The sequence below is a fragment of the Acidiphilium rubrum genome (assembly GCF_900156265.1).
Classification (GTDB): Bacteria; Pseudomonadota; Alphaproteobacteria; order Acetobacterales; family Acetobacteraceae; genus Acidiphilium; species Acidiphilium rubrum.
Genome location: NZ_FTNE01000013.1, coordinates 52,832 through 76,913 on the forward strand (window position 1 = coordinate 52,832; position 24,082 = coordinate 76,913).

26 protein-coding genes and 1 tRNA gene are annotated in these 24,082 nt (G+C 63.7%); 8 read left to right on the plus strand and 19 right to left on the minus strand.

Annotated features, from left to right (window positions below; all coding sequences use genetic code 11):
• Nucleotides 1–762, plus strand: coding sequence for a Crp/Fnr family transcriptional regulator (locus tag BW994_RS11045; RefSeq protein WP_051657325.1), 762 nt, complete (start codon nt 1–3; stop codon nt 760–762).
• Nucleotides 763–778: 16 nt separating this feature from the next.
• Here BW994_RS11045 and BW994_RS11050 read toward each other — a convergent pair whose 3' ends face one another.
• The 12 genes from BW994_RS11050 to BW994_RS11105 form a co-directional block, all read right to left on the minus strand.
• Entirely contained in the window at nt 779–1,345 is a 567-nt protein-coding gene (locus BW994_RS11050; RefSeq protein ID WP_076454564.1) for an ester cyclase, read from the minus strand.
• Nucleotides 1,346–1,428: 83 nt separating this feature from the next.
• Nucleotides 1,429–2,364 (minus strand): ferritin-like domain-containing protein, encoded by a 936-nt coding sequence (locus BW994_RS11055; protein WP_051657324.1) that lies wholly within the window; start codon nt 2,362–2,364, stop codon nt 1,429–1,431.
• Between the two features lie 476 nt (nt 2,365–2,840).
• Nucleotides 2,841–3,797, minus strand: a complete 957-nt coding sequence (locus BW994_RS11060; protein WP_029311766.1) for a ferritin-like domain-containing protein — start codon at nt 3,795–3,797, stop codon at nt 2,841–2,843.
• Between the two features lie 177 nt (nt 3,798–3,974).
• Nucleotides 3,975–4,748 (minus strand): ATP-binding cassette domain-containing protein, encoded by a 774-nt coding sequence (locus tag BW994_RS11065; protein ID WP_029311765.1) that lies wholly within the window; start codon nt 4,746–4,748, stop codon nt 3,975–3,977.
• Complete coding sequence (locus BW994_RS11070; RefSeq protein WP_029311764.1) at nt 4,748–5,842, minus strand: ABC transporter permease; 1,095 nt, start codon at nt 5,840–5,842, stop codon at nt 4,748–4,750. The genes BW994_RS11065 and BW994_RS11070 overlap by 1 nt, the downstream gene beginning before the upstream one ends.
• Before the next feature lie 89 nt (nt 5,843–5,931).
• Nucleotides 5,932–6,966, minus strand: coding sequence for a substrate-binding domain-containing protein (locus BW994_RS11075; RefSeq protein ID WP_029311763.1), 1,035 nt, complete (start codon nt 6,964–6,966; stop codon nt 5,932–5,934).
• Between the two features lie 310 nt (nt 6,967–7,276).
• Entirely contained in the window at nt 7,277–8,413 is a 1,137-nt protein-coding gene (locus BW994_RS11080; protein ID WP_211252775.1) for a LacI family DNA-binding transcriptional regulator, read from the minus strand.
• Nucleotides 8,414–8,517: 104 nt separating this feature from the next.
• On the minus strand, nt 8,518–9,327 hold the full coding sequence (locus tag BW994_RS11085) for a glucose 1-dehydrogenase (protein ID WP_076454570.1): 810 nt from the start codon (nt 9,325–9,327) through the stop codon (nt 8,518–8,520).
• A 120-nt stretch (nt 9,328–9,447) separates the two neighbouring features.
• Nucleotides 9,448–10,515 (minus strand): S1 family peptidase, encoded by a 1,068-nt coding sequence (locus BW994_RS11090; protein WP_029311760.1) that lies wholly within the window; start codon nt 10,513–10,515, stop codon nt 9,448–9,450.
• Nucleotides 10,516–10,568: 53 nt separating this feature from the next.
• Nucleotides 10,569–10,644: transfer RNA gene (locus tag BW994_RS11095), tRNA-Glu, on the minus strand.
• A gap of 87 nt (nt 10,645–10,731) precedes the next feature.
• Nucleotides 10,732–10,920 (minus strand): DUF2256 domain-containing protein, encoded by a 189-nt coding sequence (locus BW994_RS11100; RefSeq protein ID WP_076454572.1) that lies wholly within the window; start codon nt 10,918–10,920, stop codon nt 10,732–10,734.
• On the minus strand, nt 10,917–11,222 hold the full coding sequence (locus tag BW994_RS11105; RefSeq protein WP_245594105.1) for a hypothetical protein: 306 nt from the start codon (nt 11,220–11,222) through the stop codon (nt 10,917–10,919). Before BW994_RS11105 ends, BW994_RS11100 begins: the two co-directional genes overlap by 4 nt.
• 74 nt (nt 11,223–11,296) lie before the next feature.
• Between BW994_RS11105 and BW994_RS11110 the strand changes: the two genes are divergently transcribed.
• Nucleotides 11,297–12,265 (plus strand): RluA family pseudouridine synthase, encoded by a 969-nt coding sequence (locus BW994_RS11110; protein WP_029311758.1) that lies wholly within the window; start codon nt 11,297–11,299, stop codon nt 12,263–12,265.
• Between the two features lie 309 nt (nt 12,266–12,574).
• Entirely contained in the window at nt 12,575–13,486 is a 912-nt protein-coding gene (gene rpoH / locus BW994_RS11115) for an RNA polymerase sigma factor RpoH (protein ID WP_408735593.1), read from the plus strand.
• A gap of 69 nt (nt 13,487–13,555) precedes the next feature.
• On the opposite strand, the gene BW994_RS11120 is transcribed toward rpoH, so the two are convergent.
• The 4 genes from BW994_RS11120 to BW994_RS11135 form a co-directional block, all read right to left on the minus strand.
• Nucleotides 13,556–13,801, minus strand: a complete 246-nt coding sequence (locus tag BW994_RS11120; RefSeq protein WP_029311756.1) for a hypothetical protein — start codon at nt 13,799–13,801, stop codon at nt 13,556–13,558.
• Between the two features lie 74 nt (nt 13,802–13,875).
• Nucleotides 13,876–14,694 (minus strand): MBL fold metallo-hydrolase, encoded by an 819-nt coding sequence (locus BW994_RS11125; RefSeq protein WP_029311755.1) that lies wholly within the window; start codon nt 14,692–14,694, stop codon nt 13,876–13,878.
• On the minus strand, nt 14,694–15,539 hold the full coding sequence (locus BW994_RS11130) for an FAS1-like dehydratase domain-containing protein (protein ID WP_029311754.1): 846 nt from the start codon (nt 15,537–15,539) through the stop codon (nt 14,694–14,696). The genes BW994_RS11125 and BW994_RS11130 overlap by 1 nt, the downstream gene beginning before the upstream one ends.
• Before the next feature lie 46 nt (nt 15,540–15,585).
• Nucleotides 15,586–15,768 carry a hypothetical protein gene (locus BW994_RS11135; RefSeq protein ID WP_029311753.1) on the minus strand — a complete coding sequence of 61 codons (183 nt, stop codon included), beginning with the start codon at nt 15,766–15,768 and terminating at the stop codon, nt 15,586–15,588.
• A gap of 290 nt (nt 15,769–16,058) precedes the next feature.
• Between BW994_RS11135 and BW994_RS11140 the strand changes: the two genes are divergently transcribed.
• Both BW994_RS11140 and BW994_RS11145 read left to right on the plus strand, forming a co-directional pair.
• A complete protein-coding gene (locus tag BW994_RS11140; RefSeq protein ID WP_029311752.1) occupies nt 16,059–17,339 on the plus strand; it encodes a DUF445 domain-containing protein in 1,281 nt (426 codons plus the stop codon).
• A gap of 2 nt (nt 17,340–17,341) precedes the next feature.
• On the plus strand, nt 17,342–18,322 hold the full coding sequence (locus BW994_RS11145; protein ID WP_029311751.1) for an NAD(P)-dependent oxidoreductase: 981 nt from the start codon (nt 17,342–17,344) through the stop codon (nt 18,320–18,322).
• Here BW994_RS11145 and BW994_RS11150 read toward each other — a convergent pair.
• The gene (locus tag BW994_RS11150; RefSeq protein WP_029311750.1) at nt 18,316–19,149 is read right to left on the minus strand and encodes a sulfotransferase domain-containing protein; all 834 of its coding nucleotides are present in this window, start codon (nt 19,147–19,149) and stop codon (nt 18,316–18,318) included. The genes BW994_RS11145 and BW994_RS11150 overlap by 7 nt on opposite strands.
• Before the next feature lie 9 nt (nt 19,150–19,158).
• Nucleotides 19,159–19,713, minus strand: coding sequence for a YceI family protein (locus BW994_RS11155; RefSeq protein WP_029311749.1), 555 nt, complete (start codon nt 19,711–19,713; stop codon nt 19,159–19,161).
• A gap of 260 nt (nt 19,714–19,973) precedes the next feature.
• Between BW994_RS11155 and BW994_RS11160 the strand changes: the two genes are divergently transcribed.
• A complete protein-coding gene (locus BW994_RS11160) occupies nt 19,974–20,240 on the plus strand; it encodes a DUF305 domain-containing protein (RefSeq protein WP_211252774.1) in 267 nt (88 codons plus the stop codon).
• Between the two features lie 88 nt (nt 20,241–20,328).
• Here BW994_RS11160 and BW994_RS11165 read toward each other — a convergent pair whose 3' ends face one another.
• On the minus strand, nt 20,329–21,054 hold the full coding sequence (locus BW994_RS11165) for an NRDE family protein (protein ID WP_029311747.1): 726 nt from the start codon (nt 21,052–21,054) through the stop codon (nt 20,329–20,331).
• A gap of 126 nt (nt 21,055–21,180) precedes the next feature.
• Between BW994_RS11165 and BW994_RS11170 the strand changes: the two genes are divergently transcribed.
• Together BW994_RS11170 and BW994_RS11175 are read left to right on the plus strand one after the other, a co-directional pair.
• The gene (locus BW994_RS11170) at nt 21,181–22,686 is read left to right on the plus strand and encodes a UxaA family hydrolase (RefSeq protein WP_029311746.1); all 1,506 of its coding nucleotides are present in this window, start codon (nt 21,181–21,183) and stop codon (nt 22,684–22,686) included.
• 253 nt (nt 22,687–22,939) lie between these two features.
• Nucleotides 22,940–24,076, plus strand: coding sequence for an ABC transporter substrate-binding protein (locus BW994_RS11175; protein ID WP_029311745.1), 1,137 nt, complete (start codon nt 22,940–22,942; stop codon nt 24,074–24,076).
• Nucleotides 24,077–24,082 lie beyond the last annotated feature (6 nt).

Below are 24,082 nucleotides of genomic sequence, written 5' to 3' on the forward strand. Positions count from 1 at the left end.
ATGCTGAATCACGGCGTGATGTCCGTCTCGATCGGGGTTCCGATGGCTGCGATGCCATATCGCCCGAGCGCCGAGCCCGGTGCCGGCACGCATTGCGCGGGGTGTGCCGCGCGCCACATCGGGCTGTGCGATGCGCTGGTGGATATCGATCTGCCGGAACTGGCGGCTGCGGCGCAGTGGCGCACCATCCGCAGCGGCGCGCTGTTGATGACCGAGGGCGATCCGGCACGGTATTTTTTCAACATCAATCACGGCACCGCCAAGGTTTACCGCGATCTGCCGGATGGCCGCCGCCAGATCACCGGCTTTGTGACCGCGGGATATTTCGTGGGGCTTGGCATGCCGGCGAACTACAGCGCCTCGGTCGAGGCGCTGGAGGATGTGCGGCTGTGCCGGTTCGACCGGCTGACGCTGCGCGCGCTGTTCGTCACGTTTCCCTCGCTGGAGCGGAAACTGCTGATTGCCACCGGCAACGAACTGCTGATCGCCCAGGCGCAGATGCTGTTGCTCGGCCGCAAGAGCGCGCTGGAGCGCCTGGCCTCGTTTCTGCTGGCCTGGATCGAGCCGGCGAGCCCGGCCGGTACCAGATTGCCGATGGGGCGTAGCGATATCGCGGATTATCTGGGTCTGACGATCGAGACGGTTTCGCGCAATTTCACCATTCTCAGGCAGCGCCGGCTGATCGCGATTTCCACCGAACAGGAAATCACCATTGTCAATTGTGCAGGGCTTACCGGCATCGCGATCGGGGCGGCGGCGTAGCGCCGCCCTGGCGTGGTCAAATCGGGCGATTGGCGCTGCGCTCCCAGGCTTCGCCCATCAGGCCGTTGCTGGGTTGTGTCGTGTCGAGCACTTTGCGCGCGGTTTCGGCACCGGCTACCGGCAATCCTGCGGGGTCGAGCAGGCCGATCTGCACCAGGACCGATGCCTGATCCCAGTAGATATGTTCATGGGCCAGCCGGCCGTCGCGGAATTGCACGATGGCGACCAGGGGGATTGCAACGACACGGCCGGTCGGCGGCACGCCTGGCAGCATCCAGTCGACCGCCGAAGTGTGGGTAAAGCGGAAGATCATTTCATCGACGATGCGATCGGTCCCGACCGTACGGCTGACCGGGATCATGGCGGTGTCCGGCGGGTTGCCGCCGATGAAATGGTATTTGTAGAAGCGTTTGAGCTGGTCATGGCCGACGCCGCCGGTCATGGTCGGGATGTGATTGACATAGGGCGACGCCACCATGGTCGCCATGGTGGCGTCCACGTCGCGCGTTTCGAATTCGTAGCGGCAGTGCTCTTCCCAAAGCGCCTCGAGGTCCCAAGCCGCAGTAACTTCATGATCAGCCATGATCGGTGCCTCCGAACGATTGCCGCGCGAGCGTCGCACAGAGTGAGCTACGCCGCCAGTAGGGAGAGGCAGCGGTGGTTGAACTAACCTAGCGCCATCGGGAGAAATACCGGGCTCACGCCGTTCGGAAAGAAGCCGCCGGACGTGGCGCCGGACGATAGGAACAGGATGTTGAGGGTCTGGGCGTAGCTGCGGCGGAACAGCAGCGCCTGGGGGCTGAACGGGCCGACGTTGACGTAGCCGTTCGGCTGCAGGATGCCGCTGTCGTCATTCGCGCCTGACAGGGAGGCACGCAGGGCCGCGATTTTGTTGGCCACGGCACCGCCGCCGATTTTGGCGAGCAGGGTGCGAATGGTGCCGGCGTGGTAGGATTCCGCGCCCATCAGCGCGCCCAGATAAGTCAGGTTGGTGTTGTAGCTGAGGGATTCGATCGCGAAGCACAATGCGGCAGCCGCGATGTCCTCGAGAAAAAAGGCACCGAGCATGAAGCTGATTTCATCGGCGAACGGGTTGAAAATCTGTCCGGGGACGATGAGTCCCGCGGCAAGCGCCATTGTGGTCCAGGCGGTCCGCATGTCGATATCCGGCATGGCAAACCCGTTCAAAATCGATTCAGTGTGGATGGTTCTGACATGGGTCAGTTCGTCGGCCGCGATGTCGTTGGCGTATTGCTGGATGATCGAAGTCCGAAACGGCACCGCGCTACCGCCTGTCACGGTGCCGGCGGTGCCGATGCCGGCCGTGTCGGCGGCCGACAAGCCTTGGCCGGTCACGGCGTAGAGATAGTACGTGGCTTCGAGATACTGGATGTTCTGAATGAGCGCGAGATTGTAGTAATCATTGGTGGTAACTCCCGGGATTGGCGTCGTGCTGCTCGCGTCCGCGCTCGTGCCTGCGATCGTCAAGCCGGCCAGCGCGGCCAGCCCTGAGGCGCCCATACCGCTGTTGCGCAATATCTGGCGCCGCCCGGGCCTCTGCGATTGTGTATCGGTGCCACTCAAAACGACCTGCTCGTCCACTGTCTGTTTCCCTGCAATCCGGTTCTTAAGATCATGCCGCGCGATATGATGAATTGATAAGTGCAGGCCGTTCAGTATGCCGGCCAACAACGGTAACCGGCGCCTGAACGAGCATGCGAACCCATCATTCGAGACGTTACGATACTGCGACAACAGGGCGTCTGACAAGACAATTTCTGTATTTTGAGATTTTTCATAAAAATATCGAGTCTGAGGCGATGGCCCAGCGAGTGGCATACCGCGTCCGAATGACGCAATGGTCACCCTGCCGATGGACCGATGCGAGCCTACCCGGGCATGAGCGTTCGACGTCGCGGATTTGCACCTGCTCGTCGTTCGGATGGTCTTAACGCTGGCTGTCGAAGCGGAGGTGCGCTCGTGCGTCAGACCTGTTTTGTCAGGCAGGTTTCCGGGTGCCAATCATCAGACCACCCCTGATAACGGCACCGATGCTTAAGCGCCGTAAATTCGCGTTTCTAGGAATAGATGCCGGCCGGAAAAAATCCCCCGGTTTGTCCTGCCGGAAAGGACGATCCGGGTGTCAGGTACAGAATGTTGTACGCCTCGACCGGGGTGCGCGTTAACATGAGGGCTTGTGGCCCGAACGGACCGATGTTGACCGTGCCGGCCGGTGTCAAAATCCCGGTATCCACGACGCCGGACAGCGATTGCCGGAGTGCAGACAGTTTGGCGACAGGGCCGCCGCCGCCAATTCTTGCCAACAGGGTCCGGATCGTGCCCGCGTGATACGCGTCCGCCCCGGACAAAGCGCCGAAATACTCCGAGAGCGAAGCGTCGGACAAGGTCGGCACGGCACCACAAATGTAGGAGACGCTGAGATCCTCTAAAAAATAAGCACCCAGCAGAAAGCTGATCTCGTCCGCGAACGGATTGAATGTCTGGCCAGGAACGATCAACTGCGCCTGCACGGCGATAGTGGTCCAGACAGCGGCCATATCGATGACGGGCATTGGATAGAGATTATTTGTGGGGGCGATGACCGCACGAAGATATCGCAGATGCGTCAGTTCGTCCGCCGCGATATTGTCGGCATATTGTTGAAAGATGGCGGTCTTGAAGGGCACCGCGGCGCCCCCGATGACCGTCTTGCCCGGGAAATTGCCGACCGTGTTCGTGTAGAAGCTGAAATTGCCACTGGTGTCGTCCGGACCGAGGCTTTGACCGGTCGCTGCCAGAAGATAGTAATTCGCAGTCACGTATTTTAAAATCAGAACGAATACGAGTTGCGACACATCGTTCATCGGTATCGACGACGTCGTCGCACCGGCTGAAGCAGTGCCAAGACCGGCGGCCGTCATCCCTCCTACCGCGGCCGCGCCGACTGCCGCGAGGCCGGCGTCGCGCAGCAGACTCCGTCGCCGGGGCTGGATCGGGCGGGTCTCGCTGTCGTTTACGGCTGCCGGATCAATCATTGAACGTCTCCCTGTCTGCCGTTCGAGCCAAATCGTCTGCCCAATGTTGCAATACGGCTGCTGTCGGGGCCCGACGATTGAAACCACTAACACGCGCTTTGTCGATACGGCGGGCTGGTTACCAACTTTTTAGAAGTCGGTCGGCACCCTCTGCCATCATCGGATGGCGTGCGCCCATCACGCCGCCAGCGCCTGATCCGGCACCTTTGCGCCGGTCATGTAGGCGACGGCGTCCGACATGCTGTGCTCCTTCGGGTTGATCAGGCAGAGGCGTCGGCCGAGGCGGTGGACGTGGATGCGGTCCGCCACCTCGAATACATGCGGCATGTTGTGGCTGATCAGGATGATCGGGATGCCGCGGGAGCGGACATCGAGGATGAGTTCGAGCACGCGGCGCGATTCCTTGACGCCCAGCGCCGCCGTCGGTTCATCGAGGATGATCACTTTCGAGCCGAACGCCGCCGCCCTGGCCACCGCGACACCCTGGCGCTGGCCGCCCGACAGCGTTTCGACCGCCTGGTTGATGTTCTGGATCGTCATCAGGCCGAGTTCACTGAGTTTCTGGCGCGCGATGCGCTGCATCTCCGCGTGGTCGAGCTTGCGGAACACGCTGCCGAGAATGCCCGGTTTACGAATTTCGCGGCCCATGAACATATTGTCCGCGATCGATAATCCCGGTGACATCGCGAGCGTCTGGTACACGGTTTCGATGCCGGCGGCGCGCGCCGCGATGGGCGAGGCGAAGCGCACCTTGCGACCTTCGAGGGTGATTTCCCCCTCATCGAGCTGCACGGCGCCGGAGATTGCCTTGATGAGCGAGGATTTGCCCGCGCCGTTGTCGCCGATCACGGCGAGGATCTCGCCGGGATACAGGTCGAAGTCGCAATTATCCAGCGCGGTGACGCGGCCGTAGCGTTTGACCAGGTTACGGCCTGTGAGAATCGGTTCCATTACACGGCTGCCTTTCTGATCCATTGATCGACCGCGACGGCGACGATGATGAGCGCGCCGATCAGCAAATAGGTCCATTGCGGGTCGGTGCCGTACATGTTGAGCCCGAGGGTGAACACGCCGACGATCATGGCGCCGAAAATCATGCCGAGAATCGAGCCCCGTCCGCCGAACAGCGAAATCCCGCCGATCACCACCGCGGTGATCGAGTTGATGTTCTCGAACTGGCCAGAATTTGGCGAAATGGCGCCGATACGGCCAATCAACGCCCAACCGGCGACAGCACAGATCAGGCCGGACAAGGTATAGACGCTGATGAGCATGCGCTTCACCTGCACGCCGGCCAGTGCTGCCGCATCCGGATCGTCACCGACCGCATAGACATGCCGCCCCCAGGCGGTGTGGCGCAGCACGTAGGCGAACAGCAGCACCAGCGCGAGCATCAGAATGACGCCGTAGGTGAAGGTTGCACCGCCGTTGCCCGCCGCGTTGGCGCCGATCACGAAGGTGTTGCCAAGATATTGCAGCAGCGGCGCTTTCAGCTCGATCTGGGTGGCGCCGATCGTCTGGTTGTTGGAATACAGATAATTCGCGGCCAGCACGATCTGCCACATGCCGAGCGTGACGATGAAGGGCGGCAGTTTCATCCGCGCGACCAGCGTGCCGTTCAGGTAACCGACCGCGGCGCCGAAGGCGAAACCGCACAGAATCGAAATCGGCGCCGGCAGGCCGTAGACAAAGGTGCATTGCCCCATCAGCACCGAGGCGAGCACCATGATGGCGCCGACCGACAGATCGATCCCGGCGGTGAGAATGACCAGCGACTGAGCGACACCGACGATGCCGGTGATGGTCACCTGCTGGAGGATCAGCGTCAGCGCATAGGCCGAAAAGAACCGCGCGCCGACCGCGATGCCGAAGCCGATCAGCGAGGCGATCAGCACCATCAGCGGCGCGAGCCACGGTGTTTCATGCAGGATGTGCTGCATCCGTTCGAGCGCCGATTTGCGGTGGACGAACTCGGCCACCTGATCGGCGCCGGCGGGTTTGATTGCGGCCTCGAAGCCTTGCGGGCCCGGCGAAATGGTCGACATGTCTTCCCCTCCAGGACCGCGCGATTGTTTCGGCGCGGTTATGAAGGGAGCGGCGGTGCGCGCCGCTCCCGTTGGTCGTCTTTACGGTCTCAGTTGCCCCAGCAGAGCTTGGCGCCCTTGGCCGGGCTGATCGAGGCGACGCCGGGTTCGGGATGCGCCGTGATCAACTGGGTGCCGGTGTTGAAGAAATCCTTGCCGGCGCTGGCGGCGGGCTTGGTGCCGTCCTTGGCGAATTTCACGATGGCGGCAATGCCCATCGAGGCCATTTTCAGCGGGTATTGTTGTGAGTCTGCACCAATAATCCCGGCCTTGACGCCGGCCACACCCGAGCAACTGCCATCGATCGCCACGATCGTGACATCCTTGGTCTTGCCGACCGATTTCAGCGCCTGATAGGCACCGAACGCCGCCGGTTCGTTGATCGCGTAGACCAGGTTGATGTTGGGGTTGCGGGCCAGCAGCGTCTCCATGCCTTTCTGGCCACCTTCTTCCGAACCGCCGGTCTCGGCGTGGCCGACGATCTGGGGATCCGGCACGTCGAAGGTCTTGGGGTCCTTGATCGGCACGCCGAAGCCGGCGAGGAAGCCGTGATCGCGGTCGATATCGACGGTCGGATGCGAGATCGACAGGTCGAGCATGGCGATCTTGGCATCCTTCGCCTTGGCGCCCAGTTTCGCCTTGGCCCATTCGCCGATCAGCTTGCCGGCCTCGAAATTATCGGTGGCGAAGGTCATGTCGGCGGCATTGGTCGGGTCCAGCGCGGTATCGAGCGCGATCACCAGCAGGCCGGCCTTGCGGGCTTTTTCCACGGTCGGCACGATTGCCTGGGTGTCGGACGGGGTGATCAGAATGCCTTTGGCGCCATCGGCGATGCAGGTTTCGATCGCGGAGACCTGGGATTGGTTGTCGCCGTCGTATTTGCCGGCATAGGTTTTCAGGTCGACGCCGAGTTTCTTGGCTTCGGCGAGCGCGCCGGTGCGCATGGTGACGAAATACGGGTTGGAATCGGTTTTGGTGATCAGGCAGGCCTTGATCGGCGCGGCCTGGGCGGTTGCGGCGCCGAGGGCCGTGACGGCGGCGAGCGCGAGGACGGCGCGGCTCGCGATTTTTTTGTGGATGGTCATGTTTCTCTCCTGGTTGGTCTTGCGTCGTTTTCGATGATTGAGGGCGTTTTTGCGCCTCGGGTCAATGAAATTCTTGGTTGATGAAGGGAAGGTGAGGGAAGTGAGCTCTTCTTTTTTGTGAACAAAAAAGAAGCAAAAAAAACTTTATTAATTTGGGACTGCGGCTGTGAAAGCGCCCGTGCCCCAGAGTCGGAAAGTTTTTTGCTTCTTTTTTACAAAAAAGAAGCCTTACCTTGCCTAGTCTTCCCTGCATAAACCCCTTGCGATATCCATCGTCTCGATGATCCAGCCTCCCTTTCAGTTGAAGATTTCATGTGATCGCGCCCGCATCCGCCGCACAGCCGCATGAGCGGCGGTGCTGGATCGTGACCGGCAGGCGCGTGAGGCGTGGCCGCAGGCCCGGTTCCGCCAGGCGTTCAAGCAGGAGGCGCACCGCGGTGATGCCGATTTCGCGGCATGGCTGTGCCACGGTGGTGAGGTGCGGCTTGAACAGATCGGTCCAGGCGAAATCGTCGAACGCGACCAGGGCGATATCGTCGGGCACGGCGAGGTCACGGTCGGCCAGCGCCTGCATCGCGCCCAGCGTCATCAGATTGTTCGAGGCGAAGACTGCGGTGGGTGGTTCGGCCAGCGCGAGCAGTGCCTCGGTGGCGAGGCGGGCTGGTTCGGCGCTGTATTCGCCGCAGGCCAGCAGCTTCGCGTCGTAGGTGATGCCGGCGTCGCGCAGCCCGGCCCGATAGCCGGCGATGCGTTCGCGCGTCGAACTCAGGCCGGGCAGGCCGGTCAGCATACCGATCCGCCGGTGGCCGCAGGCGGCGAGGTGGCGCACCAGGCGGCGGGCGCCATCGGCGTTGGCGACCACCACGGCATCGCAGGCGGGGCTCGCGACGCGATCGATCTGCACGACCGGGATGTTATGGCGCGCCACACGTTCGAGCACGGCGGCGCCGCCATCGGCCGAGGGGGCCAATATGAGCCCATCGACCCGCCGACCGAGCAGCGCATCGAGTGCCTCGATCTCACGGTCGGCCGATTCGCTGATGCCGACGAGAATGACGGTATAGCCGCGCTCACGGGCGGAGGTTTCGATCGCATCGACCACGGCGGTGAAATGCGGGTTGGTGATATCGCCGATCGCGATGCCGATGGTGCGGGTTTCCGCGCGCTTGAGCGAGCGGGCGACCGAATTGGGCGTGTAGCCGGTGGTGGCGACCGCCTGCATCACGCGGTCGCGGGTGGCGTCCGGCACGGCGCGGGTGCGGTTGAGCACGTGGGAAATGGTCGAGATCGAAACGCCGGCGAGGGCAGCGACATCGCGCATCGTGGCGGGGCCGGCCTCGGGCATGCGGGCGCGGATGGCGGGCGTGTTCGCCAGGGGCTGTTCGCTTTTGCGGGCCACGCGCGGTGCCAGCGCTGCTTTGGGGGTCGGCGTTCGCCTGACCATCATGCTTCCTCTCCGCCGCAAACGTATTCCGAAAACGTTTGCGTTAATTTTCTCTAAGCGAATGCGCAAACGATCGCAAGCACAATTTTTAGTGAAATGCGCCTGCTTCAAGTCGTCCAGTTGCGGGCGAACTCGGTGTGCAGCGACAGGCCGCCACACACATACAGCGTCTGGCCGGTGATGTAGCTGGCATCGCTCGAGGCGAGGAACGCCGCCGCCGCGGCAATTTCGGCCGGCTGGGCGGCACGGCCGATCGGGATATGCTCTTCGACCGCGCGTTTGCGCGCGGCATCGCCGGTCCAGGATGCGTTCATCGGCGTGATCGTGGCACCCGGCGCCACCGCATTGACCCGGATGCCGCGGCCGGCAAATTCGAGCGCCAGGGTGCGGGTGATGTTGCCGACCGCCCTTTTGCTCGCCGAGTAGGAGAGGAATCCTGGTTTCGGTACGGTTTCATGCACGCTGCTGATGGTCACGATGCTGCCGCTGCCCTGCTCGACCATATGCGCCAGCACGCGCGACGAAACCTGTGCCACCGCGATCAGATTGACCGCGATGACCCGGGCAAACCGCACTGGATCGAACTGATCGCTCGGCTGCTCGTACTGAATGCCGGCGTTGTTCACCAGATGATCGAGCCTGCCGGTCAGCGCGATCGCGCGCGCCACCACCGCATCCATCGCATCATGATCGGCCGCGTCCGCCGCCTCGGCGCTATGGGCGCCGGCCGGGTTGATCGCGTGCATGGCATCGAGCGTGGCCGCCGCACCGTCGGTGTCGTTCAGATGCGTGATGGTGACGCCGCACCCCTCGGCGGCAAACCGCTCGGCAATGGCGCGGCCGATGCCGGTGGTGCCGCCGGTGATCAACGCGCGCTGGCCGGCGAGGCGTTGGGGATGCGTGGTGTGGTGTGCCATGATCAATCTCGCTTGCGTGCTGGGGATCAACGGAGCGGCAGATTGGCCATGCTTCGCGCATCGAGGCAAATGCGCCGATCGCGGGTCCGGCTCGGAACGGAACCGCCCGCGTCTGGTTCGCTATCGCGTATCGCCGGCGTCGGCGGGCACCGCGAGGCCGACCGAGCGGACAATGCGCCGCGTGCTGACCTGGACCCGATTCAGATACCCATATTCCAGCGCATGGCGCGGCCCGTCGCCGTCGGCGCGCGAAAACATGCCGACGACGCTGCCCGCACGATCGAACACCGGCGATCCGCTGTTCCCCATCGATCCATCGGCATCGGTGGTGAAATAATCGGCACCGTCCACCGCCAGAACCTGTCCGGTCGAGACGCGCAGGCTGCCATCCGCATCGGCGTAGCCCAGGGCGGCGCGCGCTTCGGCCGCGCGGGCGGTGCGCAGCGGAAAACCCGCCATCCAGACCGGTTCGGCAACATCCAGGGTTCGCGCCGCCAGTGCAAGATGCGCGGATGGCGCCGGTTCGACGCGCAGCAAAGCGGTGTCCTCGCGCCAATGGTGCAGCCCGGCTGCATCCTGCCAGAGTGCACGGGCGCGCGGCGGGTTGGATACCAGCCAGAGCGCCGCGGCATCGCGCCATGCCCAGGTGCCGGCTTCGGTTCGGTACGCGACCTCGGCGCGGAGCGAGCGGCAGCGCACCGGTTGGTTGAGCGCGCCGCCCTCGCGCTGATACGTGGCGATTTCGGCCGTCACCAGATGGTAGTTGGTGACGACGAGGCCATCCGCCGTGACCGCGAAGCCGGAACCTCCGCCATCGAGGGGCATGGTTGCCGGAAACGCCATGCCCGATTTCACCGCGCGCGCGAATTCGTGGCGGACCATGCCCAGATTGAACGCTGGATCATCGATGTTCGCGACATCCGCCGCGGTGAACCATCGGTACCAGTACTCCGATCCATCGGGGCGGGATTCGTTGCGGGCGAGGGACTGCGCCACCTCCTGCGTGGGCGCGAGGTCGAGCACGAGGACCGTGCGCGGCAGGATGCGGACCATGGCGGCGCATAAGTGATCGGCCGGCACGCCGGGGATCGATATCTGGTGCGGGTGGAACAGCCCCTCGGTCATGCGCGCAGTCTGATCGATCGGGTCGGCGTGTTCAATCCGTTTGATCAGGCGGGAGCCCGGCACAACGGAGTTTCGAGCCGCTTCGGTAGCGACGGGGAAGGGTGTCTGGATTTAAATGGTATCCCGTACCGGATTCGAACCGGTGTTGCCGCCGTGAAAGGGCAGTGTCCTAGGCCTCTAGACGAACGGGACGTTGTTGGTCTGCGTGATAATCGAGATTGGCGCGGCCATCAAGCGGGTGGCGCAAAGTTTAGCGGGCGGATCGCGGTGCCGGCCGGGTCACGAGGCTGTGCGCCGCTGGCGTTCGATCGTGGCGTCGCGTTTGCCAGTGCGGCAGGCGTCCGAGCAATATCGCACATTGTCCCAGTCGCGCGCCCATTTGCGCCGCCAGGTGAACGGCCGCCCGCACGCGGCGCATGGTTTGCTCGGCAGTCGTGCCTTGTTCGCTAGTGTTGCCTTGCCTTTCATGGCGCCGCGGCGCTGCCGAGGACCGCGCCGGTGTGCGGGTCGATGAAATCGACGCGGCCGCCCTTGTCATCGTGCACCCAGATGGCGATCACCCCGCCCGACGCGGCAAGACCGGTGATGGTTGCCCCGGACGCCGCGGGCAGTACGGTCCGGAACGGCGCCGCGCCCGGAATCGCCGCCGGTCGCGTCGCAGCCGTGCCCGGGCTGGCGGTTGACTCGACCATGCGTTTGACCACAACCCCGATCACCAGGGCGGTGCCCAGCACGATGAGCACGCCCATCCCGATCACCAGCGCCTTCAAACCCCGTACATCCGGTGCCGATTTCCGTGAGTCCTGAGCCCGATCCATCCCATCCATCCCCGCCTGATCCAGCCTTGCTGTACGGCAATCTGGCGTTCTCCGCCACGGCGGACGACCAGGGCGAGCGGCTGGACCGGTTTCTGGCCGCCAAACTCGCAGGCATGTCGCGCTCGCGCATCAAGATCCTGATCGAGGATGGGCTGGTCACCTGCGATGATGCGCCGGCGCCGACGCCCTCGGCTCCCGTGCGCGCCGGGTCGCTCTACCGCATCGACATTCCGGCCCCGCTGCCCGCAACGCCCCAAGGTCAGGCGATCCCGTTTCCTATTCTCTATGAAGACGACGATCTGATCGTGCTCGACAAGCCGGCCGGCCTGGTGGTGCACCCGGCGCCGGGCAATCTGGACGGCACGCTGGTCAATGCCCTGATCGCGCATTGCGGCGACAGTCTCGCCGGCATCGGGGGTGAGAAACGCCCCGGCATCGTGCACCGGCTCGATAAGGATACGTCTGGCGTCATGGTCGTGGCCAAGACCGAACTGGCGCATCACGCGCTGTCCGAAGCGTTCGCGGCGCGCGACCTTGAGCGGCATTACCTCGCGCTCTGCTGGGGCGCGCCCCAATCGGCTGCCGGCGCGATCGAAGCGCCGATCGGGCGCGATCCGCGCGAGCGCAAGCGCATGGCAGTGGCCGCGCGCGGCGGGCGGTTTGCCCTGACCCATTTCACCACCGCGCAGCGCTTCGGCCTCGGCGCCACTCTGCTGGAGTGCCGGCTGGCGACGGGGCGGACCCATCAGATCAGGGTGCATCTCGCGCATATCGGCCATCCGGTGGTTGGTGATCCGGTCTATCTGCGGCGGCGGCCGGCCGCGGCGGCACATATCGCCGAGCCTGCGCGTTCGGTGCTGCTCGATTTTCCCCGCCAGGCGCTGCATGCGGCGAGCCTCGGCTTTGTGCATCCGCGCACCGGTGCGGCGCTGCGATTCGAAACCCCGCCGCCGGCCGATTTTACGGCGCTCGTGGATCTATTAACCGTTTCATAACCGTTTTGCACTAATCTTATACCTGACCACACAGGTCTTATTTCTTGACAAGTCGCGTTTCGTGGGGGCATAAAAATCACTGTCAAGTTAATAATTTCCGAAATAAGCCAGATTGCCGGCCAATTACGCCGTTTTCAGGGGTTGTAACGGAACCGTGATACGTCATGAGGACGATCCCGTGTATAACAATGCTCACAAGAGACGAGGCATCACGAGGGTTCGGCCGTTGCGCATCCGAACGGTGGCTAGTCTGGTAATAGAGACGACGCAAGAATCGACGACGCGAATAAATCGAGAGGAATTCAATCAATGGCCTCCGGAATGAGTACCATGGCCCCGAGTGAGGGCAATCTTTCCCGGTATCTGCAAGAGATCCGCAAGTACCCGATGCTGGCTCCCGAAGAAGAAGACCGTCTGGCACGTGCCTGGCGCGATAACGAAGATCACAAGGCCGCCCATAAGCTAGTGACCTCGCATCTGCGCCTGGTGGCGAAAATCGCGATGGGCTACCGCGGCTATGGCCTGCCACTCGGCGAGCTGATCTCCGAGGGCAATGTCGGCATGATGCAGGCGGTCAAGCGGTTCGATCCGGAACGCGGTTTCCGCCTGGCAACCTATGCGATGTGGTGGATCCGCGCCGCGATCCAGGAATATATCCTGCATTCCTGGTCGCTGGTGAAAATGGGCACCACGGCCTCACAGAAAAAACTGTTCTTCAACCTGCGCCGCCTGAAGGGGCAGATGCAGGCGATCGAGGACGGTGACATGCAGCCCGAACAGGTGGCCAAGGTCGCCCGCGTGCTCGGTGTGCCCGAGCAGGACGTGGTGAGCATGAACCGCCGCCTCGCCGCACCCGATCATAGCCTGAACGCGCCGATCCGCATGGATGGCGAGGGCGAGTGGCAGGATTGGCTGGTCGATGATCAGGAGAGCCAGGAAGAAAGCATCGGCGATCGCGAGGAAATGACCGGACGCCGGGCCTTGCTGACCACCGCGCTGAAGACCCTGAACGATCGTGAACGCCACATCCTGATCCAGCGCCGCCTCAAGGATGAGCCGACCACGCTCGAAGATCTGTCGCAGCAATACAACATCTCGCGCGAGCGGGTCCGCCAGATCGAAGTCCGGGCGTTCGAAAAACTGCAGAAGTCTATGAAGACTCAGGTTTCCGAGCAGCGCGCCGAACAGCGCAATGCCGTCCAGGCACGGTTGACCGCCTGAGCTTCGGCTTGCGTGCATAAAAAAACGGCCGACCGTTCGGGGTCGGCCGTTTTGTTTTGACCCCGTTGCTCAGTTGCCGGACTTGGCCCGCGCCTCGGCGGCTCTTTCGCGCGCGAGCTTGGCGCGGTGCTTGGCCAGTTCATGCCCAGCAATACAGCCGCCTACCGCGCCGATCACGGCATGGTGATGCGCGTAGTGCCCGGCAACACCGCCCACCACCGCGCCTTTGAGGCAGCCCTTGGCGTGGGCCAGGTTCAAACCGCCCAGCGCGAGGATGGCGACGGCGGCAGCAAGAGTTGATTTCATGGCACTCATCGGGTCGCTCCATTACGGGTTGGACGCTCGATATAGGGTGCCGCGATAGCAATGTCACGTATCCGTGATATCGGTCAGGTCGCGTGCCATACCGCGCCGTGCTCGGCGGCAAACCCTTCCGCGCGCAGCTTGAGTAGATGCGCCAGCACATTGCGCTCGGCGGCGATTTTCAGCATCGGATTCTGCTTGGCATAGAGCCGCGCCGCCAGATCGGTCACCGAGGCCGGGTCGCCGTGCAAGGCTTCGAGAATCGCCGCCTCGCGCTTGCGCCGATGCGCCAGCATCTCGGCAACCAGGGTCCGGGGTTCAAGTAGCGCCGGACCATGACCGGGCAGATAGAGCCGATCCGCCCGGTCGAGCAGGCGCTGCAACGAGGCATAATACGCCTGCATGTCGCCATCCGGCGGGTTGACGATCGAGGATGACCACGACATCACGTGATCGGCGCTGAACAAGATGTCCTGATAGGCAAACGCCAGATGATCGCTGGCGTGGCCCGGCGTGTGCACAGCGGTGAGCCCGGCCACGACATCGCCATCCGCGAGCGGGTGATCGGGCGTGAAACGCAGTGCCGCCGAGTGCTCGAACCCGTAGGTCGGCGCGCCGGTGGCCGATTGCAACGCCGCCGTGGCACCCAGATGATCGTGATGGGTGTGCGACAGCACGATCCGCCGGATCGGCGTCTCGCCGGCCGCCGCCAGTATATCCCGTACATGGATCGGATCGTCCGGCCCGGGATCGAGCACGGTCAACCCGTCCGCCGCCGCGATCAGGTAGGTGTTGGTGCCGTGATAGGTCATGATGCCGGGATTGCGCGCGACGATGCGGCGAATCCCCGGCATCACGTCAAGCGCCACGCCCCGCGGCGGCTCGGTTTCGGTCAGAAACGGCATTACCGTGCCGTGCCGGCCATGCACACCGCGCCGCCGCTGTCGCGCAGCGTCAGATCGAGCCCGTCCGGCCCGTCGATCGCGGCCAGGGTCAGCGCCTTACCCTGAAACACCGCCCGCCGAGCCCGGAAGGCGAACCGGCTGATCGGCGCCTCGTTACGACAAGCGCGCGCGAAATCGGCGAGCCAGGTCGCCTGTAATGCGCCCTGTACCACCAGACCGGGATAATGTTCGGTCCCGGTGACATATTCGTAATCATAGTGAATGCGATGGGAATTGCCGGTTACCGCCGAATAGCGAAACAGCGTCAGTGCATCCGGCATCACGCTGCGGGTGCGCGCCGCCGGCGGCACCGGTTCGGGCACCGCCGCGCTAACCGCCGGATCGTCCGCGGCGCGATACACCACGTCCTGCAACTCCGTGATCGCCGTCTCCCCGGTGGGGCCGATATCATGGCGCAACTGAATGAACGCGAGCGTGCCGGTGCGGCCCTGTTTGAGCGTGGCGCCGGCGATGCTGGACCGGCGCTCCACCGCCTCGCCCACGCGCAGGCTCCGATGAAACGTGACGGTGCTGCCCGCCCACATCCGACGCTCCATCCCCGCAATCGCGGGCATGAACTCGCCGCGCGCGGCATGGCCATCGGGTCCGAGCGTGCTCCATTTCTGCCAGTCCTGAAACAACACCCAGTGCCAGAGCGGCGGCACGCTGCCATCGGCCGGGGCATCGGTATCGAGCGTCGCGGCCAGGGCGGCGATGCGATGGGATGAGACGACGTCGCTGACCAACGCGGTGCGCCCGATCAGCGCATCGAGCTCGGCTTGAATTTGGGTATGATTGCTGTCCATGCCGCAAGATTAGACCCGACCGGCCGGATTTGCCCATAGGGCGCGATCACGTGACGCCGAACAACGCCGCCATCAGGGCAATCACCCCACCCGCCAAGACAAAACCCGCGATCCAGATGCCTGGCGATAGTCGCTCGCGGTCCCGGCTCGGCCGCCAGCCCGCCGATTCATGTGGTTTGCCGCCCAGTTCACCCGGGGCTTTCACCCGGCCTGCATTGCGCATGACCATGGCACGTTCCTCCGGAGCAAATCTGCGCCTGTTGCGGGGGACTCGGCAAGGAAAACTGTAGGGGGAGTCGGAGGGAGGCGAGGAAGGCTTCTTTTTTGTAAAAAAGAAGCAAAAAACTTTCCTTAATTTGGGGTATCGCCGGTTTCACGGGCACGGTCCCAAATTAACAAAGTTTTTTTTGCTTCTTTTTTGTTCACAAAAAAGAAGACTCTTCCTTACCCTGATCGGCCGCCTTAGCAGACTATAAGGGACCGCTTGCCGATCGCGGTACCGCAGGCCACATCACGCCGATGCCACGACCGATCATCGAGACCGATCCCGACCTGCCCCTGCGCCGGTCCCTTGCCCGCCATCGTGCCTTCGCCAGCGGTTTGCTCGTCGTGATGGCGGCGCTTGCGGCCTTTGCCTATTGGCTGCCACCGACGCTGGGCGCGCTGTTTCTGCGCGATGCCGCCAAGGCTGGCGTGATCGGCGGCATTGCCGACTGGTTCGCGGTCACCGCGCTGTTCCGCCATCCGCTGGGCCTGCCGATTCCGCACACCGCGATTTTGCCGGCGCAGAAGGAGCGCCTGGGTGGCGCGCTGGGCCGGTTCGTTGCCAATCACGTCTTTACCGAGGCGGATGTCGCGCGGTTTCTGGCCGGGCTCGACATCCCCGATCTGCTCGGCCGGTTTCTGGCCGATCCGGCAATGGCGCGGCCGATGGCCGAGGCGATCGCGGGGTCCCTGCCAAGGCTGCTGCAATCGGTCGAGGATGGCCGGCTGCGGCGGCTGTTCACCAGGTTGCTGCCGCGCATTGCCGGTGGTCCGGCGGCCGGGCGGGTGGTGGCGCGCGCACTTGCCTCGCTGGTGCAGAGCGGGCGGCATCAGGAGGTATTTTCATTCATTCTCGAACAATTGCGCGCCATGCTGCAAACCCGCGAGGCGGATTTGAAGCAGATCGTGCGCGAGCGGGTGCGCGAGCAGGGCGGCGTACTGGTCGGCTGGGCGGTCGGTGCCAATATCGCCTCGAAAGTGGTGAGCACGCTGAACACCGAACTCGACAGGGTCCGGCCGGATGGCTCTGAATTGCGCGCCGCCTTCGACGAATGGGTCGGCCGCGAGATCATCCGCCTGACCGAAGACCCGGCACGGGCGGCGGAACTTGGCGCTGCGCTGCGCGGCCTGGTCACGCACGAAAGCATGCGGGCCTGGGGGCGCGACATCTGGGCCAGGCTGCGCGATGCCGTGGCGCAGGATGCCGGGCGGCGGGGCGGGCACAGCGTGGCCCTGATCGATACGATCCTTGCCAATCTGGGCGGCATGTTGCGCGATGATCCCGGCACCCGCGCCCGGATTTCCGCCGCCGCGGGCGCGGTGGTGGCGCGGCTGCTGCCGGCCGCACAGGTCGAAATCGCCGGGTTCATCGGCCGCGTCGTCGGCAACTGGGATGCCGAAACCATCACCGACAAGCTCGAACTCCGGGTGGGCAAGGATTTGCAGTTCATCCGGGTCAACGGCACGCTGGTTGGCTTTCTGATCGGCGGTGTGCTGTTCCTGCTGCTGCATTTCGGTTTCCATCAACAGGGTTGAGCATGCATATCCATATCCACGAGTTTCCCGACAGCCCGTTCCTGAAATTGACGGCGGATGAGTTTCATACGGCGGCGGCGCTGGCCGGGGCCGCCGGCCAGGGCCATCGGCTGACCATGGGCGAGAGTATCGCCGATTACGAGGCGGCGGCCGATACGCTCGAAGTGCTGATCGCAACGCCGGGTGCGGTGCGGCGGCTCGACCTGATGGGGGCACCGCACCTCAAGCTCATTCAGTCCACCGCCGCCGGCGTCGATGCGCTGGCGCCGTTTGACATGATCCCGGCAGGGGTGAAGCTGTTGAACAATCGCGGCGTGCATGCCGATCGGGCCGGTGAATTCGCGATCATGGCGATGCTGATGCTGACGACGCAGATGCAGTGCTTCGCGGCGGATCAACGCGCGCAGCGCTGGCAGCGCCGGCCCTCGGGCGTGGTGGCGGGGCGGCGGGCAACCATCGTCGGCGTCGGCGGCCTCGGCGGCGGCGCGGCGCGGCGGGCGCGGCAATTCGGCATCCATGTCACCGGTATCCGCTTCGGAACCGATCCGCACCCGGATTGCGACGAAACGCTGCCGATCGCCGCGCTCGATACCGTGCTGCCCAGCAGCGATTTTCTGCTCCTGGCATGCCCGCTCACCCACGCGACGCGCCACCTGCTCGATGCCAGGCGGATCGCGCTGCTGCCCGCCCATGCCGGGGTGATCAATATCGGCCGGGGCGGTCTGGTCGATCAGGCGGCGCTGATCGCGGCGCTGAACACCCATGCCATCGCCGGCGCGGTGCTCGACGTATTCGCCGCCGAGCCGATTCCGCCGGGCGATCCGGTCTGGACGGCTGAAAACCTGATCATCACCCCGCATATCTCCTCGGATGATCCGGATCATTACAACGCCGCGACGCTCGCGAAATTCTTCGCCAACCTCGCCACACTGGCCGAAGGGCGCGACCCGCCGACCTTGGTCGATCTTTCGAAGGGCTACTGATCCCGATAGCGAAACCGGCGCATCTGCACGGCGTGATCCCGCTCGATCCGCCGCCGCTGCGCGGGGCTGAGCGCCGTGCGCCACTGGCCGGCGGTGCCGCTGCGAAAAAACGCCGCGGCCGCGCTCGCCGGGCGTTCGGCAAAACCGCGCGCCTGCTCCTGTGCCGCCAGCGTGGCGAACCCGCTCGCAGCGATTGCGCGTTCGAGGCGGGCCGCATCCGGGGTCGCGCCCAGAAACCGCACCACATCGCCGAACCCATCCACCGGATCGTCCAGCAGATCCTCATAGCGTAAAACCAGCAGCGTCGGATTGGGATTGGCGGTCCATGAAGCGACATGGCGCGACCACGAGCCGATGAACTCCAACACCTTGCGATCATCACCGCCGCTCACCGCCCGATCGTCCGCCAGCAGCGCGATCATCGCATCGAGCGTGATCCCCAGATGCGCCGCATACGACACCACCACATCGCGCGGGTCGCGCACCAGATAGATCGCCCGGTCCGTCACCTCCGGCGTGATCAGCGGCACGCCGTGGCTCACGATCGCCGCATTATGGGTCTTCACGAACACCCGCGCCGCATCCGCTCCCATCAGGTCGCGATGAACCAGCGGGCGCAGAAGCGCCAGCTCAGCCGCCCGATAGGCGCGCGCCGGCCGCGGATCATGGCGGTGATACAGCGCCGCCCCGCTCTCTCCGGTGGTGAGATCGGTCAGGCGGTTGATGTCATACGGCGCCGCATCGTCGGCCAGATAGTTATGGATAAAGGCACGCAGCCAAGTGTTGCCCGATTTCGGGTAGGCCGCCAGCCAGACCAGTTTGCCCATGCGCCGCGGTCAGGCAGGCGGCTTGCCATCGAGCGAGATTTTATTGGTCACCCGGATCATCTTGCTCACCGTCATCGACTGGCCGGTGAGACCCCAATGATACCGGTTGAACGACCCCGCCGTGTCGATATCGGCCAGTTTGCCATCGACCATCCGATAGGTCACCGCCATGTCGAACCGATGCGTCTGGCCATGATTGGTCAGCTTCCCCGCCATCACCGTACCGCCCTTGGTGCAGGTGCCGACATAGCGCGAGGTCGGATATTTGTCGGGATCAAGAAAATCCTTGGCCATCACCTGACCCCGAATGATCGCATTGGGCAAAGCCAGGCTGCGGGTCTGGAACGTGACATCGACCGAACAGGTCTTCGCCACCGGATCGAACATGAGCGTGCCGGCAAGCTGGCGATACGTGCCGGTCACCGTGAATAAAATGGCGCCCGAATGCGTCTGCGCCAGCATATTGCCGGGCGTGAGCTGCAACGTCTCCGGCGCCGCCTGCGCCATGCCGCCACAAGCCAGCACAGCCAGACCCAGGGTGATGCAAAACGAGGCTCGGTTCATGTTCGCTCCTGCAATTTTTATCCATACCCTATGCCCCAGTTCCGGACCCGGCACGAGGGGTGTCAGGCCCGGCGGCACCCATGAAAGACGGGTGGTGTTCAAGGAAGGAGCGGCGTTGAAACGACCCGCCGGCACGACCACGTTCCCGAAGCGTCCGCGTCCATCGATTCAGGAGAGTATTCATGAAAATCCGCCACGTCGCGTTTTCCGCCGGACTGGCCCTGCTGGCAGCAGCCCCGCTCGCATGGGGCCAAACCAGCATGACCCCGGCCGATCAATCGTTCGTGGAATCAATGCAGCAAATGAACCAGGCAACCAAATCGATGCCGATGACCGGTAAAACCGACCAGGATTTCGTCATGATGATGGTGCCTCACCACGAAGCTGCCGTGACAATGGCTCAGACGGAACTGAAATACGGCAAATCGCCGTTTTTGAAGCGCATGGCCCGCAAAATCATCAAATCCCAGGATCACGAAATCAAACAGATGCGCCGCTGGCTGGCAAAACATCCCGGCACGCATTGAGGCAGAGCCGGATTGGATGTGAGTGGTCAGCAAGCACGGCGGGAGGTTTCGGCCCCTCGACCCCAGTAGAGCGCCTTGCCTTGCTTGCCTACGGCGCGGCCCCCAACCCGACCGCTACAAACGCGGCCCGGTCCGGTGGGCCGGAGGCAAAATGGAACAGCGTCGCCTGAGGGGCTAGCGCGATCAGGCTCGATGACACGGTGCCAAAGCCGTCGCGCGGCGCGACGTTGAGGGTGGTTTCGGCCGGTGCGGACTGGTCGGCGAGCAGGGCGATCCAACCCGACCAATCATTGGTTGATGGATCGGGGCGGGGGGCGGCTTCGAACCGGGGTTTGTAGCGCGCGATGCGCGGGTTGGCGGGATCGTTCGGATCGCCGGCAGTGATCATCGTGATACCTTGTGTGACCGGCGCAACCTGGGGCGCGCCGGATTCTAGGCCGCGAATCAGAAAACCGCCGCCGGCATCGGCGATCAGCATGTTGAAGCTGCGGTATGAGCCGGCGTCTAAGGTGGAGATGCGATCGGCGGCGGCGGCGGCGGTCGTGGCGCGCAGGGCGATCAGCGGCAGATCACCGCGGCTCGATTTCCCCGGCGCCGGGCCCAGGCTGCCGGTGCGGTTCAACAATGCCGCGATGACGCCGTGATGATTGACGCCGAGCCACGTGCCACCGGCCAGGCGGTCGCGCCCGGCGGTGATTCCCGGCCAGAAGCGGGCAGGGGGGACCCATGGGCGATCGAGCCGCTCATCGCGATTGGCCGCGATCACGATGGGCCAAGCCTCGGTCGGCAGAAAGGAGAGAATGAGCGAACACATGCGGTTCAGGTAGGGGATGGGGTGTTCTTTGTAAAAAGCGCATCCCTCCGAAATCACTGCGATGGCTGGCCGACAAGGCGAAATTCCGGCACACAGGCCGATACGGCATTCTTTTCGAGGCAAGCAATGACAAGACCGGCCACCATGCGGCTGCACCATGATGACAATGTTCTGGTCGCCCTGGAGCCGCTCGCCAGCGGCAGCGTCGCGGCGGGGATAACGGCGGCCGAGCGGATTCCGCGCGGCCATAAAATGGCGAGCACCGCGATCGCGCCGGGCGCGCCGATCCATAAATTCGGCCAGATCATCGGCTTTGCCGGTCACGCGATCGCGCCGGGCGCCTGGGTGCATGAGCATAATGTGACGCTGCATGAGTTCGACCGTGACTATCAGGTCGAGTCCCAACCGACCGCCGTGGTTGAGCCAGCCGCCTCGTTCCAGGGGTTCCGCCGCGCCAATGGCCGGGCGGGCACGCGCAACTATATCGCGATTCTGAGCTCGGTGAACTGCGCCGCAACGGTCGCGCGCCAGATCGTGCGCCAGGCCGAAAAGACCGGCCTGCTCGACGCCTATCCGAATATCGACGGCATCGTGCCGCTCACCCACGGCACCGGCTGCGGCATGGCCGCGAACGGCGAGGGGTTCGAGACGCTCGAACGCACTTTGTGGGGTACCGCCTGCAACCCGAATATCGCCGCGGTCCTGTTCGTCGGCCTGGGCTGCGAGGTGTTTCAGATCGCGCGGATGAAATCGGCTTATGGCATTGCCGAGGGCGACGCGTTTCGGTCGATGACGATTCAGGAAAGCGGCGGCACGCCGGCCACCATCGCCGCCGGCCTCGCCGCGTTGCGCGATATGGCGCCAATTGCCAACGCCGCCACGCGCACCGCGATTCCGGCGTCCGAACTGGTGCTGGCGCTGCAATGCGGCGGGTCGGACGCCTATTCCGGCCTGACCGCCAACCCCGCGCTGGGTGCGGCGGTGGATAGTCTGGTGCGGCAGGGTGGCACCGCCATCCTGTCTGAAACGCCGGAAATCTATGGGGCGGAGCATCTGCTGGTGCGGCGCGCGGCCAGCCAGCGCGTCGCCGATGATCTGCTCGCGCGGATCGACTGGTGGCGAGCTTACGTGGCACGCACCGGCGATGAGATGAACAACAATCCATCCCCCGGCAACAAGGCCGGCGGGTTGACCACGATCCTGGAAAAATCGCTCGGCGCCGTCGCCAAAGGCGGCAGCGTGCCGCTGAGTGCGGTGGTCCGCTACGCCGAGCCGGTCACCAGCCGCGGCCTCGTGTTCATGGATACGCCGGGGTACGACCCGGTCTCCGCCACCGGCCAGGTGGCGGGCGGGGCGAATATTCTGTGCTTCACAACCGGCCGCGGCTCGGCATTCGGTTGCAAGCCGGTGCCCAGCCTGAAACTCGCGACCAACAGCGATCTGTACCGCCGGATGGAATCCGACATGGATATCGACTGCGGCGATATCCTGGATGGTGTCAGCATCGCGGCCAAAGGCCAGCAGATTTTCGACCGGCTGATCGAGATTGCCTCGGGTGCCGCGACGAAATCCGAGATCCTCGGCTATGGCGATAATGAATTCGTGCCTTGGCAGATTGGGGCGGTGATGTAGGAAGGGTAACAAGAGAAGACGTCTTTTTTGTAAAAAAGAAGCAAAAAACTTTTTTCAATTTGGGGCATGGGCGGATTCGCGGGCACGGGCCAAGTTGGTGAAGTTTTTTTGCTTCTTTTTTGTTCACAAAAAAGAAGACCATCTCTCCCTTACGCTCCCGCGTCCGCCCCTTGCGGAGATGATTGAATTTAATATACGATCGACACCAATCGATCAGCCTAAAAAATTAAATCGATCAGAACGGGAAACGAACATGACAATCAAAATCCAAACCGGCCTCGTCAGTGCAGCTGTTTTCGCAGCCACGCTCGGCATCGCCACCGCGCAGGCCGCCAAAACAATCGACATCGGCCTGATCGCCGACCTGACCGGTCCGGCCGCGCTCAGCGGCAAGCACAAGGTCGATGGTGCCAAGCTCGCCGTCAACGAAATCAACGCCAAAGGCGGCATCAACGGCAAGAAAATCAAGCTGTTCGTCGAGGATGACCAGGGCAAGAACCAAGCCGGCGTCTCGGCTTATGAAAAGCTTGCCTCCAATCAGAACATTATCGCCATCATCGGCTCGGTCCGCAGCACGATTGTGAATGCGACGCTGCCCTACGTCGCGCGCGACAAAATCCCCACCATGATCGGCGGCACCGACCCGATGCTGACCCATGTCGGCAATCAATGGGTATTCCGCTTCCGCCCGAACGATACCTACGCCTCGCGCGCCATGGCTGGCTACGCCGTCGACTCGATGGGTGCCAAGAAAGTCGCGATCCTGTACGATACCGATGCGTTCGGCTCAGCCGGCAACCAACTCCTGAAAACCGCCTTCGCCAAGGACAAAACGCCGGTCGTCAGCGACCAGGGCTACACCACCGCGACGCGCGACTACACGTCCTTCCTCGAGAAAATCAAAAGCTCCGGCGCCAACTTGCTCGCCACCTACATGACAAACTCCGAAGACGAGGCCCAGATGCTTAAGCAACTGCGTCAGCTCGGCCTGAAAATCGAGATCATGGGCTCACCCTCGATCGCCACCGCCGTCTGCCTTCAGCTGGCAGGATCGGCCGTGAACGGCACCTATGGCGTGTCGGATTTCGTGGCCAACGGCAACCCGCAGGCCCAGGCATTCACCGCCAAATACACCGCCGCCTATCATTCCGATCCCGATCTGTTTGGTGGCTGGGTGTATGATGCGATCAACGTGCTCTCGCAGGTCATCGCCAAGGACGGCACCTCCGGCCCCGCGATCCAGAAAGGCATCCGCGCGGTCAAAGGCTACAAAGGCGTCGAAGGGGTCTATAATTTCGATGACAAGGGCGATGGTCTGCACGGCTATTCGGTGGTGAAAATCACCGGCGGCAAGGTGCAGCTGATCAAATACGACGATTTCACCAAGTAACGCGGC

Excerpts from the sequence above, each read along its gene's own strand:
- BW994_RS11045 (WP_051657325.1), top strand. The coding sequence starts at position 1 with ATGCTGAATCACGGCGTGATGTCCGTCTCGATCGGGGTTCCGATGGCT.
- BW994_RS11050 (WP_076454564.1), bottom strand. The coding sequence starts at position 1,345 with ATGGCTGATCATGAAGTTACTGCGGCTTGGGACCTCGAGGCGCTTTGG.
- BW994_RS11060 (WP_029311766.1), bottom strand. The coding sequence starts at position 3,797 with ATGATTGATCCGGCAGCCGTAAACGACAGCGAGACCCGCCCGATCCAG.
- BW994_RS11065 (WP_029311765.1), bottom strand. The coding sequence starts at position 4,748 with ATGGAACCGATTCTCACAGGCCGTAACCTGGTCAAACGCTACGGCCGC.
- BW994_RS11070 (WP_029311764.1), bottom strand. The coding sequence starts at position 5,842 with ATGTCGACCATTTCGCCGGGCCCGCAAGGCTTCGAGGCCGCAATCAAA.
- BW994_RS11075 (WP_029311763.1), bottom strand. The coding sequence starts at position 6,966 with ATGACCATCCACAAAAAAATCGCGAGCCGCGCCGTCCTCGCGCTCGCC.
- BW994_RS11080 (WP_211252775.1), bottom strand. The coding sequence starts at position 8,413 with ATGATGGTCAGGCGAACGCCGACCCCCAAAGCAGCGCTGGCACCGCGC.
- BW994_RS11085 (WP_076454570.1), bottom strand. The coding sequence starts at position 9,327 with ATGGCACACCACACCACGCATCCCCAACGCCTCGCCGGCCAGCGCGCG.
- BW994_RS11100 (WP_076454572.1), bottom strand. The coding sequence starts at position 10,920 with ATGAAAGGCAAGGCAACACTAGCGAACAAGGCACGACTGCCGAGCAAA.
- rpoH (WP_408735593.1), top strand. The coding sequence starts at position 12,575 with ATGGCCTCCGGAATGAGTACCATGGCCCCGAGTGAGGGCAATCTTTCC.
- BW994_RS11120 (WP_029311756.1), bottom strand. The coding sequence starts at position 13,801 with ATGAGTGCCATGAAATCAACTCTTGCTGCCGCCGTCGCCATCCTCGCG.
- BW994_RS11125 (WP_029311755.1), bottom strand. The coding sequence starts at position 14,694 with ATGCCGTTTCTGACCGAAACCGAGCCGCCGCGGGGCGTGGCGCTTGAC.
- BW994_RS11130 (WP_029311754.1), bottom strand. The coding sequence starts at position 15,539 with ATGGACAGCAATCATACCCAAATTCAAGCCGAGCTCGATGCGCTGATC.
- BW994_RS11135 (WP_029311753.1), bottom strand. The coding sequence starts at position 15,768 with ATGGTCATGCGCAATGCAGGCCGGGTGAAAGCCCCGGGTGAACTGGGC.
- BW994_RS11140 (WP_029311752.1), top strand. The coding sequence starts at position 16,059 with ATGCCACGACCGATCATCGAGACCGATCCCGACCTGCCCCTGCGCCGG.
- BW994_RS11145 (WP_029311751.1), top strand. The coding sequence starts at position 17,342 with ATGCATATCCATATCCACGAGTTTCCCGACAGCCCGTTCCTGAAATTG.
- BW994_RS11150 (WP_029311750.1), bottom strand. The coding sequence starts at position 19,149 with ATGGGCAAACTGGTCTGGCTGGCGGCCTACCCGAAATCGGGCAACACT.
- BW994_RS11155 (WP_029311749.1), bottom strand. The coding sequence starts at position 19,713 with ATGAACCGAGCCTCGTTTTGCATCACCCTGGGTCTGGCTGTGCTGGCT.
- BW994_RS11160 (WP_211252774.1), top strand. The coding sequence starts at position 19,974 with ATGACCCCGGCCGATCAATCGTTCGTGGAATCAATGCAGCAAATGAAC.
- BW994_RS11165 (WP_029311747.1), bottom strand. The coding sequence starts at position 21,054 with ATGTGTTCGCTCATTCTCTCCTTTCTGCCGACCGAGGCTTGGCCCATC.
- BW994_RS11170 (WP_029311746.1), top strand. The coding sequence starts at position 21,181 with ATGACAAGACCGGCCACCATGCGGCTGCACCATGATGACAATGTTCTG.
- BW994_RS11175 (WP_029311745.1), top strand. The coding sequence starts at position 22,940 with ATGACAATCAAAATCCAAACCGGCCTCGTCAGTGCAGCTGTTTTCGCA.